Genomic DNA, 19,429 nt, shown 5'->3' with positions numbered 1-19,429 from the left:
GATGTTAAAGACCCCTTACTACCTTATCGATCGATCGAAACTCCAAAAGAACCTGGAGAAGATCGCCTACGTACGTGAGCATTCGGGTGCTAAATCTCTGCTAGCACTGAAATGCTTCGCGACCTGGTCCGTGTTTGATCAAATGTCGCAATATATGGACGGTACAACCTCATCCTCACTCTATGAAGTTAAGCTAGGTCATGACAAGTTTCCCGGTGAAACACACGCTTACTCGGTCGCCTATGACGATCATGAGATAGAGGAGGTGCTCGCTAACTGTGACAAGATCATCTTCAACACCATCAATCAGTTTGAGCGCTTTGAAGAGCAGAGCCGTGAGAAAACGCGTGGCTTGCGCGTGAATCCGGGTATTTCAACCTCTGAGTTCATCATTGCCGATCCAGCACGTCCGTATAGCCGCCTGGGTGAGTGGGACCCTGAGCGTATCGAAACGGTAGTCGATAAAATTTCCGGTTTCATGTTCCACAACAACTGTGAAAATGGCGATTTTGAGCGTTTCAGTGCCATGCTCAGTGATATCGAAGCGCGCTTTGGCCACCTGATTGCCAAAATGAAATGGATCAGTCTAGGGGGTGGTATCCACTTTACCGGAGATGACTATCCGCTTGATCAATTCTGTCAGCGTTTGAAGTCCTTCTCTGAAACCTATGGTGTTCAGGTCTATTTAGAGCCTGGTGAAGCGGCCATTACCAAGAGTACAACGCTCGAAGTATCGGTATTGGATACACTCTACAACGGTAAGCACCTAGCGATTGTTGATAGCTCGATTGAAGCGCATATGCTCGATCTTTTGATCTATCGAGAGGACGCTCGTATGCCACCTTGTGATGGTGAGTACAGCTATCAGCTGTGCGGTAAGTCTTGCTTGGCAGGCGATATTTTTGGTGAGTTTAATTTTAATCATGAGCTTAAAGCCGGTGATCGACTCTCAATAGAGGATGCGGGTGGCTACACCATGGTTAAGAAAAACTGGTTCAATGGTGTGAAAATGCCCTCTATAGCCATTAAAGAGTTTGATGGTTCGATCAAACTTGTTCGTGAATTTGGTTATCAAGACTTTGTCGATAACCTCTCTTAATAGTGTTAAGTAACGCATCGGAGTGCGCGATCTTATGAAAAAGAATGTACTAATTATTGGCGGCGGTGGTGTTGCCCAGGTGGTGGCGCATAAATGCGCCCAACACAACGATATCCTCGGTGATATAGCGATCGCTTCAAGAACCAAATCGAAGTGTGACGCGATCATCGACAGCATCCATGAGAAGGGTGCAATGAAGGTGGATGGCAAGTTAACGGCTCATGCACTGGATGCAATGGATACAGCCGCGACGGTTGCATTGATCAAAGCGACGGGCTCTGAGATCGTGCTTAATGTCGGTTCAGCTTTCGTCAATATGTCGGTACTTGAAGCCTGTATCGAAACGGGTGTCGCTTATCTAGACACCGCTATTCACGAAGACCCACTTAAGATTTGTGAAAACCCACCTTGGTACGGTAACTACGAGTGGAAACGTCGCGAGCGCTGTAAAGAGACAGGCACCACGGCTATTTTGGGCTGTGGCTTTGATCCAGGTGTCGTAAACGCTTACGCTGCATTGGCTAAAAATGAGTACTTCGATACGCTCGAGTCAGTTGACATTATCGACATCAATGCGGGCGATCACGGTCACTGGTTCGCCACCAACTTCGACCCTGAGATCAACTTCCGTGAGTTTACCGGACGTGTCTACTCTTGGCAGAACAATCAGTGGCAAACCAACCAGATGTTTGAGATCAGTCGTACTGACGATCTGCCTGTAGTCGGTGAGCGCACAAGCTACATGACGGGTCACGATGAGATCCACTCTCTATCAGCCAACCTAGGTTGTCCTAATGTACGTTTCTGGATGGGCTTTGGGGAACGTTACATCACCGTATTCACGGTTCTGAAGAATCTGGGTCTTCTCTCTGAACAGCCAATCGAAACGGCTGAAGGGCAGAGTGTTGTCCCTCTTAAAGTGGTTAAAGCTTGTCTTCCAGATCCTGCGTCACTTGCACCCAACTACTCCGGTAAGACCTGTATTGGTGATCAGGTGAAAGGGACCAAAGATGGTCAAGAGCGTGAAGTGTTCATCTACAACGTTGCTGACCATAAAGATGCCTACAATGAGGTCGGTAGCCAGGGTATCTCCTACACCGCTGGTGTTCCACCGGTTGCAGCCGCGTTATTGATTGCGACAGGTGAATGGGATTGTAAAACGATGGTTAACGTAGAGGAGTTGGATCCACGTCCATTCCTGAATCATCTTAACCACATGGGTCTACCCACATGGATCCGTGATGAAAATGGAGAGCGTCCGCTCGATTTCTCATAATATCGACTAGCTCCCATCAAGCCCAGATGTTATAACGAAAACTTGTTATCCCACTGGGCTTTTTTAATGCTTGAACTCTTCCCTTGGGCCGCGTTTCTTGTGGCCATTACCCTATTAACACTAACCCCCGGTGTCGATACGATGATGGTATTGCGACGCTCTGTAGGCAGTCGAAGCCAGGGCTTTTTGGCCAGTCTTGGTATCTGCCTGGGACTGTTTGTGCACGGAACATTGAGTGCATTAGGCGTGGCTGCCATTCTGGCCAGTTCAGAAACACTGTTCTTTTACATGCAGATGTTAGGAGCAGGCTATTTGATCTTTCTTGCACTGAAAGCGCTTAAAGATCTATTCATAGGACGCGCATTTATTTTGGAATCTGTTGCTGAGCAAAGAGCTTTACGCTCGGCCTTCTATCAAGGTTTTCTCAACAATCTGTTAAACCCGAAAACCTTACTCTTCTATATGGCTCTGTTACCGCAATTTCTGGTATCGGGCTATTCACCACTCCTGCAGTCTCTGATGATGGCGTTAATCCATTTTTGTATCGCCATGGTCTGGCAGGGTGGTTTGGTATTGGGTGTCGATCGAGTACGTCATCTTCTGTTCAATAGAGGTGTGATCAGAGCTTTAGATGGCTTAAGTGGAAGCGTTTATCTGCTGTTCGGACTACGCCTGTTGCTTGGTGAGCGTAGTTAACGATGCGCCTTGAGCTAAGACTTTCACTCTTCTACTACACCTTCTTTTCACTGTTAGGCGTGGTGATGCCATTTTGGGCTCCCTATCTTAGCCATGAAGGTTTCAATGCTGAGGAGATTGGACTTCTATTAGGCGCGTTTCACCTCTCTAGGCTTTATGCTCCAAGTATTTGGGGCTATGTGGCCGATCGTCATATGGAGCGCATGCGGGTTGTTAAACTGGGTGCACTGCTGGCCGTATTAGCCTTTGTTCCGGTGCTGTTCATTGAGGGGTTTTGGCCGCTGCTGCTTGCGATGCTCTGCTTCTCATTTTTTTGGAATGCGATTTTGCCGCAATTTGAAGTAGTTACCTTAAGTCATCTAGGTGAGAAGCGAGATCGCTACGGGAAAATTCGTTTGTGGGGGTCCGTTGGGTTCATTGCGGCTACCTTGATCGGTGGTGAGTTGTTCATAGACGATCAGATCGAGTGGGTGCCTATTGGGTTGTTGGTGGTATTAATTGCTATCTACTTTGCAACCTGGACGGTTCCCAAGCCGGCTGCCGCACCGATCAATTCCGCCAAATCTGTCTCTGTTGCAAAGGTGATGAGACGTCCTGAAGTGTTACAGTTCTTTGCACTGATCTTTTTTGCACAATTGGCTCACGGCCCCTACAACGGTTTTTACACCCTCTTGCTGCAGCAAGAGGGGTATAGCGGCTTATCCATAGGTTTATTGTGGTCTTTAGGCGTTCTGGCTGAGATAGCGATGTTCGCTGTGTTGCACAAATTGTGGCAACGCTTTTCGCTCGTAAGTGTCTTTATGGCGAGTTTAATGCTGGCAGTGCTGCGCTGGTTAATGATGGCAACCCTGTCTGACTCACTGCTAATTATCATACTCTCTCAACTGCTACATGCTGCCAGTTTTGCGGTGCTGCATGCCAGTGGCATTCGTATTGTGCAGCAGCTCTTTCCCGCTGGAAGCGAGGGCAGGGCGCAGGCTCTGCACTCTAGCCTCGGCTTTGGTTTAGGTGGTCTGTTTGGTTCCATCATTGCTGGCTACCTTTGGCACCACTTCGGTTCTGGCGTTAGTTTCATCTTTGCGGCGGCAGCCAGCCTCGTAGCTCTGTTGTTGATATCCTTCGGTAAGTTGCCGGCAAAAGTGCAGCAAAATAGCTAAAAAGGTTTTTTTGCAGTGCGAAAATAAACGCGTTATGCTCAAGCCTACAGGCTTCTTAAAAGTGCTGGATGGAGATCGTTATGAAAATCAGTGTAGATGTTGATTTAACCCCAGAAGAGTTTCGCCGCACCCTAGGTCTACCCGATGTGTCCGAAATTCAAAAAGAGTTAGTTGAACAGTTTAGACAGCAGATGCTTAATGGCGCAGATGGTTATGACGCTCTCTCTTTAATGCAGCCCTATCTAAATTCAGGCCTAAATTCGATGGAGGCCATGCAAAAGGCTTTCTTCGGAATGATGACCAGCAATACCAGTGATAAAAACGATAAATAATTGTTGAGGTACTTTTGTGCGCATTCTTCGTAAATATACAAACCGCCGTCTCTACGACACCTCTCGCAGCTGCTACGTGACCCTTGAAGATGTGAAGCAGCTGGTAATGAACGGTGAGACCTTTCAGGTTCAGGATTCTAAAACAGGCCAAGATTTAACGCGCAACATTCTCCTGCAAATTATCTCTGAGCAAGAGGCTGATGGGGGCGGTACCTTGCTAACCAATCAGGTGCTTCAGCAACTCATCCGCTTCTACGGTGATAGTATGCAGGGCATGATGAGCCAGTACCTAGAACAGAGCATCAGCGCCTTTCTAGAGCACCAAGATCGTATTCGAGACCAGATGGAGACGATGATGGGCGCTGCCAATCCATTAACGATGATGAACAAATTGACGGATCAGAACATGGCGTTTTGGAATATGTTCAATCCAGCGGCTAAGCAAGAGGGTGAGAAAGAGGAGAAATAGCGCTTTCTTTCGTTCTGCATACTTTAGAAAAGAGAGCCTGCGCTCTCTTTTTTTGTGTTCAAACTAAGCCTATTTTTGGTTCAAATGCGACTCGATGGCTTCAATCACTTGGCCACGACAGCGATCACTGATGAAGGCGCCGATGTGGCCGGCAGGGAGAGCCAACTCTTGGTAGGGAGTGTTAGGATCCATTGCCGCGTGTAATGCTTGGCTTGAGGTAGGTGGTACCAAGTGGTCTTTAGTGCCAAAGATATTCAAGATGGGAGACCGAATGGACCTTAGCTTAACGGCTTTGGAGTCGACATAGAATGAGCCTTGAATCAGTCCATTCCCTTTAAAAAATGTCTCTGCAAACTCTACAGCGGCCCGGCCTGCTAGATCAGGACTGTCATTGATCCACTGCTCCATGCGCAAGAATAGCTCGGCGCTTGTCGGGTCTTGAATCGAGCGGCTCAGCCCCATCTCTTTTACGACACCCAGTTGCAGTGGTTTGAGCGCAGCGTAGATCTGATTGAGAAACTGACCAGGAAGGTTTCCATAGGCTTTAACAAGCTGTTCAATGTTCGTTTCTCGGACCATTTCGCTAAGCGTAAACCCTTCGACACCAGTATCCACGGGTGTAACCAAAGTGACCAGTTTACGAACACGCTCTGGTTTTAAACTCGCATAAGCGAGAGAGAAAACGCCACCCTGGCATATGCCCATTAGGTCAATCTGTTCAAAACCGGAACGCTCTATAACGCACTGCACGGCGCTATCTAGATAGTCGCCAATGTAGTCATCAAGCCCAATATGTCGATCACACAGATCGGGATAACCCCAATCGATTAGATAGATATCACGCCCTTTGGCTCGTAAATCTTGAACCAGTGAACGGTCGGGGGCTAAATCGAGAATAGTGGGTCGATTAACCAGCGCGTAACAGATAATCAGCGGCGGCTGTCTGCGTCGTCCAGACTGTTTAAAGTGCAGCAGTCTCATCTTATCGAGGGTTAACACCACCTCGGCTTTCAGTGAGCTATCCTCCAAAGGGGGGAGTTCACTGAGTACCGCCATAGCCTTAGCCAGCTCTTTTTGTGAATCGAGCAGGGCTTGGTTATACCGATTAGCCATTGTGATCACCTGATTCGAGGGCAGAGAGCCGCTTCTCTAACTGTCGAATGCGTCTGCGTTGTTGATCGAGCTGTTCAATCAGTCTATCGAGTTGCTCAGGTGAGGGGAGTCCCGCTTGTTCTGTCAGTTGCGTCAGAAGTTGTTTCCAAGCCAGTTTTAGATCGGCCCATCCATTCAGCCACCCGCTTTGAGCTAGCTGCATCGAGGGCTCTTGGAATTGAACCTGGTAGGTGCTGTCGTAGATCTTACCCCAGAGCTCAATCTGATCCTTGGCAGAGAGTGAGTCATCGAATTGCTCTTGCCAGGTCTGGGTTGCCAACTCAGTAATCTGATTCATCTCTTCGGTCAGTGTTTGGCCTGCTTGCTGCCACTGCATAAAGGATTCAATCAGTTGGTTAAGTTTTTCAAACTGAGGAGTGTTCAATGAGGATTTTAACTGCTCAAATTTAGCGAGTTGCTCCTCATTAAACAGGGTCGATAAGTGGGTGTGAGTGAACAAGAGCGGTGCCATCTGCTGTGGCAAACTCGCCTGTTGCAGAAGAAGTTGGACGTTGAATTGGTGCAACTCTTCTCTTAGCTTTTTCAGTTGCTCGCTGGAGTCGGTCGCTTGATCCTGCAGTGCTTCAACCACACTCATCATCGCTTTGGAGTTTTGAGCAAGCGTTTTGATCCACTGGGCATGATTACTGGAGAGTTGTTCAGGGTGCGTTTGGAACTGATCCATTAGATGGTTCCACTCATTTAAACGAGTGGTATCGATAACAGATCCCGTCTGCTCGAACTGCTGCAGCCATTGATTGAACTGATCTAGAAGCGGATGGTTCACGCTAAGCCCTTATTTACTCTTTGAATCATAGTAATTCACCCTGATTCAGTTATGAACCCTTCTGCGCATCCTCTTTTAGTAGATTGAGCAGTTTGCCCGCCGCATTAGAGAGTGTTCTGTCACGGTGGTAGATAAACCCAAGTGGGCGTTCAATGGCGTCACTGTCGATCACCACCTTATGCAGGCTGTTATCAATCATCGACTCTGGAAGTAGGCTCCAGCCTAAACCAACACTGACCATCATACGAATGGTATCAAGGTAGTTGGTGCTGATACCTAAATTGGGTGTTAGACCTCGCTGGGCTAACTGTTCGTGCACAATCAGAGAGGTGAAGGTGTTCGGGGCAGGCAAAATACCCGGGTACTGGTTCAACGTTTCAAAATCGGTTGTGCCATGCTGAGCGATAGGGTGGTCGTTGGAGACACAGTAAAAGAGTCGATCTAACCACAATACTTCTGAGTGGAGACGTGGGTCTGACTCTGGCGAGAGTGTGATCAGTGCCAGTTCAATGTCACCATGCAATACCGCCTCATAAGCCACTTCTGACTCATAAAAGCGCAGATCTAGCTCTACGTCAGGGAATTGGGTGGTGAAGGTGCGCAGTGTGTTGGGAAGTCGGTGAAGGCTAATATGGTGGCTTGCTGCGACCGACAGGCGACCTGAGATATCACCCTTTATATTTTTAACGACGCGCTTGGCGTCTTCTAACTCCGCCAGAATGCGACGTGCCTGGGGGAGCAGTGCTTTACCGGCATCGGTCAATGCTATGGTTCGACCAATTCGATCAAACAGCCGAGCTCCAACCTGCTCTTCTAGCTGAGCCACGCGTTTGCTGACTGCTGACTGAGTTATAAACAGTCGCTGTGATGCTTGGGAGAAACTGCCTAGCTGAGCGGTTTCAACAAAGGCTTGTAGGGTAGAGGTATCCATAAGCCTAAGCTTACAAGAGAGCGGTTGAAATAGGCATAAAAAAAGCACCACAGAGGGTGCTTTTTGATCAAAGACTTATCTCAGGATTCGTCTTCTTCTAGTAGCTCTTCGCGAACAATGTGCACATCTTTTGGTGCTTCAATGCCGAGACGAACACTGCCGCCACCTGCTTCAACCACCATTACTTCAATGTTGCCATCAATAATCAATTTTTCGCCGACGTTACGTGTAAGTACAAGCATGGATAAGAGTCCCTTCTTAGGAAAAGTTAATCTGTTTTTTGTGTTACCAATGAAATGTAGACCATATTTTGAACTTTATAAAAAAAAGATTAATTTTTTTCAAAAAATTTAACTATTCTCATTTGGAATGGAAATTATAAATAATAAGAGTTTGTCTATTGAAAGAGGTGTGGATAAAATTTAGCCACTTTTAAATCCTTACGGATAGGTCACCAACCAGGAGAGAGAGATGGCTGGTAAAACACTCTATGACAAATTATGGGATGCCCATTTGGTGCGTCAGAACGAAGATGGCAGTTCATTAATCTACATCGATCGTCAAATTCTTCATGAGGTCACTTCACCTCAGGCTTTTGAAGGCCTGCGTATGGCGGGTCGTAAACCTTGGCGTATCGACGCTAACCTAGCAACACCTGATCACAACGTACCCACCACTGAACGTGCTGGTGGCGTCGATCAGATTGTCGATCCTGTTTCTCGTATTCAGGTAAAAACACTGGATGAGAACTGTGACGAGTACGGCATTGTCGAGTTCAAGATGCTTGATGAGCGTCAGGGTATCGTTCACGTTGTGGGCCCAGAGCAGGGTATGACTCTGCCAGGTTCTACCGTTGTCTGTGGTGACTCGCATACCTCTACCCACGGTGCTTTTGGTGCGCTAGCGCATGGTATTGGTACTTCTGAGGTTGAGCACGTTCTTGCGACTCAGTGTCTGATCGCTAAGAAGATGAAGAACCTTCTGATTAAAGTAGACGGTGATCTTGGTGTTGGTGTCACCGCTAAAGACGTTGTACTTCACGTGATTGGTGTTATCGGTACGGCCGGTGGTACAGGTTTTGCGATGGAGTTCGGGGGTTCGGCGATCCGCTCGCTCTCTGTTGAGGGTCGTATGACTATCTGTAACATGGCGATCGAAGCGGGTGCTCGTGTAGGTCTTGTAGCGGTCGATGATAAGACGATTGAGTACTTTAAAGGTCGTCCATTCTCACCAACTGCGGATCAGTGGGAAGCGGCTGTAGCAAACTGGAAAAATCTAGTCTCTGATGATGATGCTCAGTTCGATAAGGTCGTTGAGATCAACGCCGCTGATATCAAACCTCAGGTGACTTGGGGTACCTCGCCAGAGATGGTGGTTGCTGTCGATGGCACTGTGCCAAATCCAGCGAACGCTAAAGATGCAGATGAAGCGAACTCTATTACTCGTGCGCTTGAGTACATGGGCTTGAACGCGGACCAGGCGATTACCGATATCAAACTTGATCGTGTCTTTATCGGTTCTTGTACTAACAGCCGTATCGAAGATATGCGCGCTGCCGCTGCAGTTGTTAAAGGCCGTAAGGTTGCAAGCACAGTGAAGCAGGCGCTTGTTGTTCCTGGTTCTGGTCTTGTAAAAGCGCAGGCAGAAGCGGAAGGTTTGGATAAGATCTTTGTTGAAGCGGGTCTTGAGTGGCGTGAACCGGGCTGTTCAATGTGTCTTGCGATGAACCCAGATAAGTTGGGTAATGGTGAGCACTGTGCATCAACCTCTAACCGTAACTTCGAAGGCCGTCAGGGCTTCGGTGGTCGTACCCATCTAGTGAGCCCAGCAATGGCGGCGGCTGCTGCGATTACAGGCCACTTCGTTGATGTGCGCGATTTTGAGTTGAACTCTTAAGTTAGGGCGGAGATAGAGATATGAAAAAGTTTACGACTCACACCGGTGTTGTTGCTCCGCTTGATCGCGTCAACGTTGATACCGATATGATCATTCCAAAGCAGTTCCTTAAATCGATTAAGCGCTCTGGCTTTGGTCCTAATCTATTTGATGAACTTCGTTACCTTGATGAAGGTCAGCCAGATCAAGACTGTTCTGGACGTCCTATCAACCCAGACTTTGTTCTAAACAAACCAGAGTACGCTGGTTCTAGCATTCTGTTAGCACGCAACAACTTTGGTTGTGGTTCTAGCCGCGAGCACGCTCCTTGGGCATTAGATGACTACGGTTTCCGTGCAGTGATTGCACCAAGCTATGCCGATATCTTCTTCAATAACTGTTTCAAGAATGGTCTATTACCGATCATTCTTACAGAGGATGAAGTGGAAGAGCTTTTCCAAGCCGTTGCTGCAGCACCCGGTATGAGCCTAACGGTTGATCTTGAAAATCAGAAAGTGGTTAGCCCAGACGGCAAAGAGTATAGCTTCGAAGTTGATGACTTCCGCAAGCACTGTCTGCTAAACGGTTTGGATGATATCGGCTTAACGCTTGAGCATGCTGATGATATCCGTGCGTACGAAGCGAAACGCCGTGCCGAAGCGCCTTGGTTGTTCGACGCGATTAAATAATTGATTTGTTCGCGGCTATTGATGGTGACTGGCTTTAGCCTGTCATCCGCTATTAATTTACGCTCGGTAGTCTGGAAGACGCTGAGAGAGTCGTGTCAGGCTGAAAGCCAGACACGGTAAATAAGGAATAGAAAAATGAACGAAAACAAAGTTTTGATTTTGCCAGGTGATGGCATTGGTCCTGAGATTGTTGCTCAGGCGCGTCGTGTGCTTGAACTGGTTAACGATCAAGATAACCTTGGTCTTGAATTTGATGAAGCACACGTTGGTGGTGCTGCGATCGATGCGACAGGTGTACCTCTTCCAGAAGAGACCCTAGCTAAGGCGCATGACTCCAAAGGCATCCTTTTGGGTGCTGTGGGTGGTCCTAAGTGGGATACAAACCCTGATTTTCAGATTCGCCCAGAGAAGGGGCTTCTAGGTCTTCGTACTCAGCTTGGATTGTTCGGTAACCTGCGCCCAGCGATTCTTTACCCACAGTTAGCTCACGCGTCTACTTTGAAGCCAGAAGTGGTTTCAGATCTAGATATTCTTATCGTTCGTGAACTAACGGGTGGTATCTACTTCGGTCAGCCACGCGGCATTCGCACCACTGAAGATGGCCTACGTGAAGGTTACAACACTTACGTATACAACGAAGATGAGATCAAGCGTATCGGTCGTGTCGCTTTTGAAGCGGCAATGGCACGTGGTAAGAAACTCTGCTCTGTCGACAAAGCAAACGTACTAGAAGTGACGGTGCTTTGGCGTGAAGTGATGGAAGAGTTGAGCGCTGAGTACCCTGAAGTTGAACTAAGCCACATGTACGTAGATAACGCTGCAATGCAGCTAGTACGTGCACCTAAGCAGTTCGATGTGGTGGTAACAGGTAACATGTTTGGCGACATCCTTTCAGATGCTGCTGCAATGCTGACGGGTTCCATCGGTATGCTGCCTTCATCGTCTATGAACGTGAAGGGTCAGGGTATGTTTGAACCTTGTCACGGTTCTGCTCCGGATATTGCGGGTCAAAACATTGCAAATCCATTGGCAACCATCCTGTCTGCCGCTATGATGTTGCGCTACTCGCTTGATAAGGGCGAAACTGCGGATCGAATCGAAGCCGCGGTAAGTAAGGTTTTGGATCAAAACCTGCGTACTGCCGATATCTTCTCTGAAGGCATGACGAAGGTTTCGACAACTGAAATGGGTGACGCGGTGATTGCTGCGCTAAGCGCATAATCAAACGTTAACCGAGAAGGCCGGTTAGATCCGGCCTTTTTTGATAGAGCTATTGAATAGCGAAAAAGTTTTTTGAGGGTAAATATGAATCGTGTAGGTTTTGTTGGCTGGCGCGGTATGGTGGGTTCCGTTCTTATGCAGCGTATGCAGGAAGAGCGTGACTTCGATCAGATCGTTGAACCGGTATTTTTCACCACTTCTCAGGTAGGTGCTGCTGGTCCAGACATTGGTAAAGAGATTGCTCCACTTAAAGATGCATCTGATATTGATGCGCTAAAAGAGATGGACGCGATTATTACCTGCCAAGGTGGCGACTACACGAAAGAGGTTTACCCTAAGCTTCGTGCTGCTGGCTGGAATGGCTACTGGATTGACGCTGCTTCTGCTCTGCGAATGGATGATGAAGCGATCATTGTTCTGGATCCAGTCAATAGCGATGTAATTGAGAAGGGTCTAGCGAAAGGGATCAAAACTTACGTTGGCGGTAACTGTACTGTCTCTCTCATGTTGATGGGTCTAGGTGGTCTATTTAAAGCGGGTCACGTTGAGTGGGTCTCTTCAATGACTTATCAGGCTGCATCAGGTGCTGGCGCACGCAATATGCGTGAGTTGATCACTCAAATGGGGCAGATTCGCGATGGTTCAGAAGCGCTTCTGAATGACCCTGCATCGGCAATTCTTGATATTGATCGTCAGGTTGTTAGCACCATGCGTAACGATCTAGCCGTTGATAACTTTGGTGTGCCGCTTGCGGGCTCGTTGATCCCTTGGATCGATGTACCTGTTGCCGATGGTCAGTCTAAGGAAGAGTGGAAGGGCTATGTTGAAACAAACAAGATTCTTGGCCGTAACTCTAACCCGATTGCTATCGATGGTACCTGTGTTCGTATCGGTGCAATGCGCTGTCACAGCCAGGCATTTACAATCAAACTGAATAAAGATCTTCCAATGGATGAGATCGAGCAGATGGTTGCTGAGGCGAACGACTGGGTGAAAGTGGTGCCTAATGATCGTCAGATCACTATGGAAGAGCTATCACCAACCAAAGTGACCGGTACATTGAGTATCCCTGTGGGTCGTCTTCGTAAAATGAAGATGGGCAAACAGTACCTAAACGCATTCAGTGTGGGTGATCAGTTGCTTTGGGGTGCTGCAGAGCCTCTTCGCCGAATGCTTCGTATACTTCTGGCTCAATAAGCGTAACGAATCAATTAACGGCCCGCTCATTTGCGGGCCGATCTTTTTGGAAAAGCTATGAAACTATTTTTTGTTGGTGTCTCATCTCTAGTAGCCGACCAGTTTTTTGAACTCTTCGAAGATCACCCTCTAGCGAGCGAAATTGAGCTCTCTTTATGGGATGACGAGAGCGAAGCGGGTCGTTCATTGATGATTAACGGGCACTCCACACTGGTGCGTCCCGTTGATCAAGCTCCGTTTGCTGAAGCGTCTGTGGTTATTCTGGCTCAACCTGAGGCGAGTGCAGATCTTTTGGAGCGCGCTTCCTTGGGTGCTACATTGATCGATCTCTACTCTAACCTGTCTGCTGAATCGTCTCAGTTGGCCGTCGCGGGTCGTGACCGTCTGGAGTCTGGCGAGTGGTATCAGCTCGCTGAGCCTGTGCTAGTAGCAGTCTACAAGTTCTGCCAGGCGATTAGCGCTAAAGTTGAGCCTCTTCGTATGCACATTGCCGCGACTTTGCCTGCCAGTGTTCATGATCGCAAAGGCGCTGAGGCTTTAGCACGTGAAACAGCCGCACTGCTTAATGGTCGTGAAGCGACAGAGCAGTTTTTAGATGCAACCCTAGCCTTTAATGCATTGGCTCAGCCGTTTGTATTGGACGAACAAGGTGAATCAGGGTTAGAGCGTCGTATTGCTGAGGGTGCTGATGCACTGTTTGACGATGCCGAAGTAACGGTATCAACCGTTCAAGTGCCGATGTTCCACGGTACCTCTGCAATGCTGATGGTTGAGACACAAGCGGACCAATCGGTCTCTGATCTAGTAGCGCTCATTGATCGAGATAATGCGTTGCGTTTCAGTCACAGCCCCAACGCCTCTACTCAATCGATGATTGGGCAGACTGAGTGTTTGGTATCGCGCCTGCGTGTCGATGCACGTGTGGACCAGACGATTCAAGCTACCCTGATGTTTGATGAGAACCGTTTCGGCCGTGCCTCAGCACTTTTAGAGCTGCTTGCTACATTGGTAACTAAGCACTAATTTAAAAAATCTGCCCGGTAAACTTGACCCATTACCGGGTAGCAACAATACTTCATTCAATAGAGAGAGATTAATCCTTTCGGATTAATAGAGTGGAGTGAAGTTATTGTGCGTCGTTTAGCACTCAGTATTGCCGTTTCATCCGCATTGTTAGCCAGTCAGGCTAATGCCCTAGGCCTAGGTGAACTCAATGTAAAATCTGCATTGAACGAGCCGCTTCAGGCTGAAATTCAACTGCTACAAGTTCGTGATTTAAAAGCATCCGATATTCGTCCTAAATTGGCTGATGATGACGCCTTCAGTCTGGCTGGCTTAAGCCGATCTGGCGTGTTGAGTTCGGTTGATTTTGACGTTGAGCTCAATGCCCAGGGTGGTGCTAAAGTCGTCATTAGTTCGGACACCCCTGTTCGTGAGCCCTTTATCAGCTTCTTGATGGAAGTGAATTGGCCCAATGGTCGTCTTGTTCGAGAGTACACCCTGTTGTTGGATCCTCCTCTGTTTGTAGAGGCTGCAGCTCAACCGACACCCATATCCGTGCCGTCCACTCCAGTAACTGACTCACTTCAGAAAGAGGGTCTTAAGGCTGAACCGGAAAAGGTTTTAAAAGCGAACCCGGCGCAAACTGTCCAAACCACACTGAGAACTGAGACCTCATCAGCGAATCAGGTTTATGTCGATGTAAATGATACCCTGTTTGCATTGGCTCAAAGTAATCTTCCTGATGAATCCGTCTCGGTCAACCAGATGATGCTGGCGATTCAGCGTCTAAACCCTAGTAGCTTTCCGACCAACAATATCAATGTTCTTAAAGCCGGTACGGTCGTCACGCTGCCCAATAGTGCGCAAGCGAATGAGCTATCAGTTAGGCAAGCGGCTATCGAAGTTCGCAAGCAGTATGAAGATTGGAAAAATGGCAGACGTTCCTCCGCTTCTGCAGCTATTGAGAAAGCGGACGTTACTCCAGTTGCTAAACCAGAGAGTGAAGCTCCCTCGGCTCAAACCTCTGAAGTGGTTAATCCATCAGAGGCTAAATTGAAGTTGGTCTCTGTTGACGAGACACAAGATCAACCTCTATCAACCAGCAGTTCAGAAGCTGAGGCTAGTCAGACGGTATCAGATTCAGTAGAGGTCCGAGCTGATAGCGAACCCTCTAACTCTGTGGTTGAAACTGAAGAGGAGGGAGCTTCTCTCTCTTTAGATCAAGATTCTGTTGCTACGCCCGTTGAATCAACGCCTCGCGAACAGGAGCTTCAAGCACTCAATCGAGACTTGGAAAATCAGCTGCTTGTAACTCAGGAGAGTGTCGAGAAAGTTGAACGTGACAATGCTGATCTCTCTGCAAAATTGGACTCTATAGCTGAGCAGCTACAGACCATGCAGCGTCTAATTGAGCTAAAAGATCAACAGGTTGCGCAACTGCAACAGCAGTTGGAACAGCAGATGCAGCTAGCTCAACAGCGTAATGAGGACCCAGTCGCTGCTGTGATCGACTATGTTCGAATGAATCCTGAAATCGTTGGTGGCAGTGCTGTAGCCTTTCTATTGTTGCTGCTGTTGTTAATACGATCTTCAAGAAAGCCTGCGCCTTATCGTGAACCCGCGAGCAGTGCGGCAAAAGAGGATGAGGTTATCTCTGAAGCGCCTCTAGTACCTTCAGCATCGTCGACCCCAACTATGGCTGTCGTTGAGCCATCAGCTGTTGAACCCGCTTTGGAAACGTCGATTGAGCCAGTCATCGATCCAAAGCCTGATTCTGATTCAGAGAGTATCGCTAAGGCTGAAGCTGAGATTCAGTCGATGATCGATGAGGTGCTTCGAGCTCGTGCCAGTGAGCAGGCGGCCCAAGCTGAGATGGAAGCGATCAGCGATGAGGTTGCTGAAGAGTCACCGCCAAATGAATCCGTTGATGAATCATCAAATACAGGTGATCTCGCTTCAGTTGAACCTCAGCCTGAGGTCATTGATGATAATGAACTGGAAACAGAAACAGAAACAAGTTCTGACGCTGATGATTTCCTCTCCAGAGCTAATGCAGCTATGTCATCACCTGAAGAGCAAGAGGCGATGGTTAACGAAGCCGATGAGTCGCAGCCGGAAGATGATGATTTAGAGGAGTTTCTTGACTCTGAGCTAGAAGCCTCACTGGCAGATGCCGATTCGGTTGAATCGATTGTGGAGCCTGTAGAAGAGGAGAGTGCAGAGCTGCAAGACCTCGATTTTGTTATCGAGCCGTTTGATTCAGAATCTGACGAAGAACCACAAGAGAGCCAAATTCCGGGCGTTGATATGCCGCAAGCAGACTCAACGGATGAACCAGCGCACACTGACTCCATTGATGAGGACCTGGTCGCTCTAGAGGCAATGATGGGCGATGCCAGCGTTCCCGATGAGGCATTTGATATCGAGGTGGATCAAGATGTTGAAGCTGACGGACAGTCTGACGATCATTGGGAATTTGTCGTAGAAGAGAGTGATTCTGGGGCGCTGGACGGGGAGATCGAAAAGATTTTCGATGAAGTTGATGGCGATCTAGAGGTGGTAGAAGAGATTAATGACACCGCAGAGTCAGAAGATTTTGATACCCACTTCTACAGTGGTGCAGATGAAAACGAAACCCGATTAGATCTAGCAAGAGCTTACATTGAAATGGATGATTATGAGGCTGCTCGTGATATCCTTGTCAGTATGAAAGACAAAGGCTCTTCTGCTCAGCAGCAGGAGTTCGCAAACCTCTTGGATCAATTGGATAAAGCTTAGTTAATGAGCGATATTGAAAACATCAAAGGGGCGACGGAAGTCGCCCTTTTTCGTTACGCCCTTGGGATTGAGTACGCTGGTGCAAACTATCATGGCTGGCAGATTCAGGCAGATGAAGGGGTTGTCACGGTTCAGGAACGTCTGCAGCAGGCGTTAGCAAAGATTGCGAATCACGATGTGCATCTGGTCTGTGCTGGCCGCACCGATACCGGGGTGAATGGCTGTTATCAAGTTGTTCACTTTGATACACCCAATCAGCGAATCGATCGTGCCTGGGTGATGGGTACGAATCGACACCTCCCTGATGACATTGCGGTGCTTTGGGCAAAACCGGTGTCGGATCAATTTCACGCCCGTTTTTCTGCTCAAGCAAGACGCTACCGCTATCTGATCTACTCGGCACCTGTTAAACCGGCGATTCTCTCTAGAGGGGTTACTTGGACTCACAAGAGTCTTGATGTTGGGCGAATGCAATCGGCAAGTCGTTGTCTGATCGGTGAGCATGATTTCAGCTCTTATCGAGCGGTTGCCTGTCAGGCGAACAGTCCCGTTCGTACGGTGCATGATCTGCAGGTTTATAAAAGCGGTGAGATCATTGTGATCGATATTCAAGCCAATGCTTTTTTACACCATATGGTTCGAAATATTGCCGGTGTGTTAATGAAAATTGGTTCTGGAGAGGCTGAGGTAGAGTGGGCGGCTGAGGTGCTAGAGGCCAAAGATCGTCGCAAAGGTGGGGTGACCGCTCCGCCTTGGGGACTCTATTTTTGTGATGTTGAATACCCTGAAGAGTTTGCACTGCCGAAGGGTGGTACAGGGCCATATTTCTTGGGCCATTAGACTGACTAACTCTCTCTGTTTTGGTAGACTTTCCAACCGATAAATTGAGTGATCAACTCAGTTGTCTTTAACGACCTAATTTAGAGCCTCTATTGTGCGAACTCGTGTAAAAATTTGTGGTATCACCAATATAGATGACGCGCTATCGGCCGTTGATGCTGGGTGTGATGCGCTTGGCTTTGTTTTTTACGCTAAAAGTCCGCGAGCTGTTACTCCAGAACAGGCTGCTGAAATTATTTCCAAGCTGCCTGCGTTCGTTACCAGTGTGGCTCTGTTTGTGAATGAATCTGCTGAGGTCGTTAATCAGGTTATCGCCACAGCAGGTGTTGATCTATTGCAGTTTCACGGTGATGAGAGTGCTGAGTTTTGTTCCAGATTCTCTCGACCTTACATCAAAGCGCTTCGCATGAAGCCGGAGTTAGATCTAACGGCTCAGTTTGAGACGTACGCATCCTCACAAGGGATTCTTTTGGATGCTTATACCCCTGGGATACCTGGGGGTACTGGTGAAATGTTCGACTGGTCCAGAATACCAACTGAACTGGCAACCAAGATTATTTTGGCGGGTGGCTTGTCGGCAGAGAATGTTGCTGAAGCCATCGCTCAGGTGTCTCCCTACGCTGTTGATGTGAGTGGGGGTGTTGAGGCATCTAAAGGGATTAAAGATTCAAATAAAATGACAGATTTTATGAACGAGGTTTACCGTGCCAACAACAGATAATACACAGGTGCAGCTACCCGATGAGAATGGACACTTTGGCCAATTCGGTGGTCGATTTGTCTCTGAAACGTTAATGGGTGCTCTGGAAGAGCTTGAAGAAGTTTACAAAAAACTCTCTAACGACCCAAACTTCCAAGAGGAGTTTGATAAAGACCTCGCTCACTACGTGGGTCGTCCCTCGCCACTCTATTTTGCTGAGCGCCTCACAGAAAAAGTGGGCGGTGCTAAAATCTACTTGAAACGTGAAGATCTTAACCATACCGGTGCACACAAGGTGAACAACACCATTGGTCAGGCACTTCTGGCTAAGTTTATGGGTAAGCCGCGTGTTATCGCTGAGACAGGTGCTGGTCAGCACGGTGTTGCCTCGGCAACGGTTGCTGCTCGTCTGGGTCTTGAGTGTAAGGTCTACATGGGTGAAGAGGATGTTCGCCGACAAGCGCTAAACGTCTACCGTATGAAGCTGCTGGGTGCTGAAGTGATTCCAGTTACTTCGGGCACTAAAACGCTTAAAGATGCGATGAACGAAGCGATGCGTGATTGGGTAACCAATGTCGATAATACCTTCTACATCATTGGAACTGCTGCAGGTCCGCACCCCTATCCAATGCTTGTGCGTGATTTTCAGTGCGTCATCGGGCGTGAAACAAAACAGCAGTGTATGAATCAGATTGGTCGTCTACCGGATGCTGTTGTGGCTTGTGTAGGCGGTGGCTCGAACGCCATCGGTATGTTCCACCCATTCATTGAAGATGAGTCGGTTCGTATGATCGGTGTTGAAGCGGGTGGTCACGGTCTTGAAACGGGTGAACACGCAGCACCGCTAAGTGATGGTCGTCCAGGCGTACTGCATGGAATGCGTACCTACCTGATGGAAGATGATAACGGCCAGATTATCGGTACACACTCTGTCTCGGCCGGTCTTGATTACCCAGGTGTAGGTCCTGAGCACAGCTACTTGAAAGATATTAACCGTGCAGAGTACGTTGCGATCAATGATGACGAGGCACTCGATGCATTCCGTACGTTGACGCAGGTTGAAGGTATCATGCCAGCACTTGAATCCTCTCACGCGGTTGCTTACGCCATGAAGATGGCAAAAGAGATGAGTCCAGATCAAGTGATTGTTGTAAACCTATCGGGTCGTGGTGATAAAGATATACATACCGTCGCAGGCATCGACGGCATTGAGATGTAATTGGAGAGT

Annotated in this window: 19 protein-coding genes; 15 read left to right on the top strand and 4 right to left on the bottom strand. The window is 48.2% G+C overall.

The features are described 5' to 3' along the window. The first annotated feature begins 1 nt into the window (after position 1). The 6 genes from XMG59_RS01250 to phaR all read left to right on the top strand — a co-directional run bounded on the left by XMG59_RS01250 (position 2) and on the right by phaR (position 5,029). Positions 2-1,099 (top strand): carboxynorspermidine decarboxylase, encoded by a 1,098-nt coding sequence (locus XMG59_RS01250; protein ID WP_173498080.1) that lies wholly within the window; start codon positions 2-4, stop codon positions 1,097-1,099. 34 nt (positions 1,100-1,133) lie between these two features. Further along, the gene (locus XMG59_RS01245) at positions 1,134-2,375 is read left to right on the top strand and encodes a saccharopine dehydrogenase family protein (RefSeq protein ID WP_173482419.1); all 1,242 of its coding nucleotides are present in this window, start codon (positions 1,134-1,136) and stop codon (positions 2,373-2,375) included. Positions 2,376-2,441: 66 nt separating this feature from the next. Then, a complete protein-coding gene (locus XMG59_RS01240; protein ID WP_173482420.1) occupies positions 2,442-3,071 on the top strand; it encodes a LysE family translocator in 630 nt (209 codons plus the stop codon). A 2-nt stretch (positions 3,072-3,073) separates the two neighbouring features. Further along, entirely contained in the window at positions 3,074-4,228 is a 1,155-nt protein-coding gene (locus tag XMG59_RS01235) for an MFS transporter (protein ID WP_173498079.1), read from the top strand. 80 nt (positions 4,229-4,308) lie between these two features. After that, positions 4,309-4,560 (top strand): DUF6489 family protein, encoded by a 252-nt coding sequence (locus XMG59_RS01230; RefSeq protein ID WP_173480824.1) that lies wholly within the window; start codon positions 4,309-4,311, stop codon positions 4,558-4,560. 16 nt (positions 4,561-4,576) lie between these two features. Further along, positions 4,577-5,029 (top strand): polyhydroxyalkanoate synthesis repressor PhaR, encoded by a 453-nt coding sequence (phaR, locus tag XMG59_RS01225; protein ID WP_173480825.1) that lies wholly within the window; start codon positions 4,577-4,579, stop codon positions 5,027-5,029. A 69-nt stretch (positions 5,030-5,098) separates the two neighbouring features. Here the strand turns inward: phaR and XMG59_RS01220 are convergent, their stop codons facing one another. From XMG59_RS01220 to XMG59_RS01205, 4 genes are all read right to left on the bottom strand, one after another. Continuing rightward, positions 5,099-6,142 (bottom strand): alpha/beta fold hydrolase, encoded by a 1,044-nt coding sequence (locus XMG59_RS01220; RefSeq protein ID WP_173484483.1) that lies wholly within the window; start codon positions 6,140-6,142, stop codon positions 5,099-5,101. Beyond that, on the bottom strand, positions 6,135-6,968 hold the full coding sequence (locus XMG59_RS01215; RefSeq protein ID WP_173498078.1) for a hypothetical protein: 834 nt from the start codon (positions 6,966-6,968) through the stop codon (positions 6,135-6,137). The genes XMG59_RS01220 and XMG59_RS01215 overlap by 8 nt, the downstream gene beginning before the upstream one ends. 49 nt (positions 6,969-7,017) lie before the next feature. After that, entirely contained in the window at positions 7,018-7,899 is an 882-nt protein-coding gene (locus tag XMG59_RS01210; protein ID WP_173498077.1) for a LysR family transcriptional regulator, read from the bottom strand. Between the two features lie 80 nt (positions 7,900-7,979). Further along, positions 7,980-8,141, bottom strand: a complete 162-nt coding sequence (locus XMG59_RS01205; protein ID WP_173480830.1) for a carbon storage regulator — start codon at positions 8,139-8,141, stop codon at positions 7,980-7,982. Between the two features lie 229 nt (positions 8,142-8,370). Here XMG59_RS01205 and leuC point away from each other — a divergent pair, with 229 nt between their 5' ends. The 9 genes from leuC (at position 8,371) to trpB (ending at position 19,420) form a co-directional block, all read left to right on the top strand. Then, positions 8,371-9,795: a 3-isopropylmalate dehydratase large subunit gene (leuC, locus tag XMG59_RS01200; RefSeq protein ID WP_173482427.1), complete on the top strand. Its 1,425-nt coding sequence runs from the start codon at positions 8,371-8,373 to the stop codon at positions 9,793-9,795. A 20-nt stretch (positions 9,796-9,815) separates the two neighbouring features. After that, positions 9,816-10,463 (top strand): 3-isopropylmalate dehydratase small subunit, encoded by a 648-nt coding sequence (leuD, locus tag XMG59_RS01195; protein ID WP_173482428.1) that lies wholly within the window; start codon positions 9,816-9,818, stop codon positions 10,461-10,463. A gap of 135 nt (positions 10,464-10,598) precedes the next feature. After that, positions 10,599-11,684 carry a 3-isopropylmalate dehydrogenase gene (gene leuB / locus XMG59_RS01190; protein ID WP_173480833.1) on the top strand — a complete coding sequence of 362 codons (1,086 nt, stop codon included), beginning with the start codon at positions 10,599-10,601 and terminating at the stop codon, positions 11,682-11,684. A gap of 84 nt (positions 11,685-11,768) precedes the next feature. Continuing rightward, positions 11,769-12,881, top strand: a complete 1,113-nt coding sequence (gene asd, locus XMG59_RS01185; protein ID WP_173482429.1) for an aspartate-semialdehyde dehydrogenase — start codon at positions 11,769-11,771, stop codon at positions 12,879-12,881. Positions 12,882-12,938: 57 nt separating this feature from the next. Then, the gene (locus XMG59_RS01180; RefSeq protein ID WP_173494410.1) at positions 12,939-13,904 is read left to right on the top strand and encodes an Asd/ArgC dimerization domain-containing protein; all 966 of its coding nucleotides are present in this window, start codon (positions 12,939-12,941) and stop codon (positions 13,902-13,904) included. A gap of 108 nt (positions 13,905-14,012) precedes the next feature. Beyond that, on the top strand, positions 14,013-16,661 hold the full coding sequence (locus tag XMG59_RS01175) for a FimV/HubP family polar landmark protein (protein ID WP_173498076.1): 2,649 nt from the start codon (positions 14,013-14,015) through the stop codon (positions 16,659-16,661). A gap of 3 nt (positions 16,662-16,664) precedes the next feature. Continuing rightward, entirely contained in the window at positions 16,665-17,501 is an 837-nt protein-coding gene (gene truA / locus XMG59_RS01170) for a tRNA pseudouridine(38-40) synthase TruA (RefSeq protein WP_173480837.1), read from the top strand. Between the two features lie 94 nt (positions 17,502-17,595). After that, a complete protein-coding gene (locus XMG59_RS01165; RefSeq protein ID WP_371731704.1) occupies positions 17,596-18,222 on the top strand; it encodes a phosphoribosylanthranilate isomerase in 627 nt (208 codons plus the stop codon). Further along, complete coding sequence (gene trpB, locus XMG59_RS01160) at positions 18,206-19,420, top strand: tryptophan synthase subunit beta (RefSeq protein ID WP_173494411.1); 1,215 nt, start codon at positions 18,206-18,208, stop codon at positions 19,418-19,420. The genes XMG59_RS01165 and trpB overlap by 17 nt, the downstream gene beginning before the upstream one ends. Positions 19,421-19,429: the final 9 nt, after the last annotated feature.

The sequence above is a fragment of the Marinobacterium sp. xm-g-59 genome, from assembly GCF_013283315.1.
In the GTDB taxonomy this organism is placed as follows: Bacteria; Pseudomonadota; Gammaproteobacteria; order Pseudomonadales; family Balneatricaceae; genus Marinobacterium_E.
The sequence above is the reverse complement of the archived record's forward strand: the minus strand, read 5'-3'. Positions and strand labels throughout refer to the sequence as shown.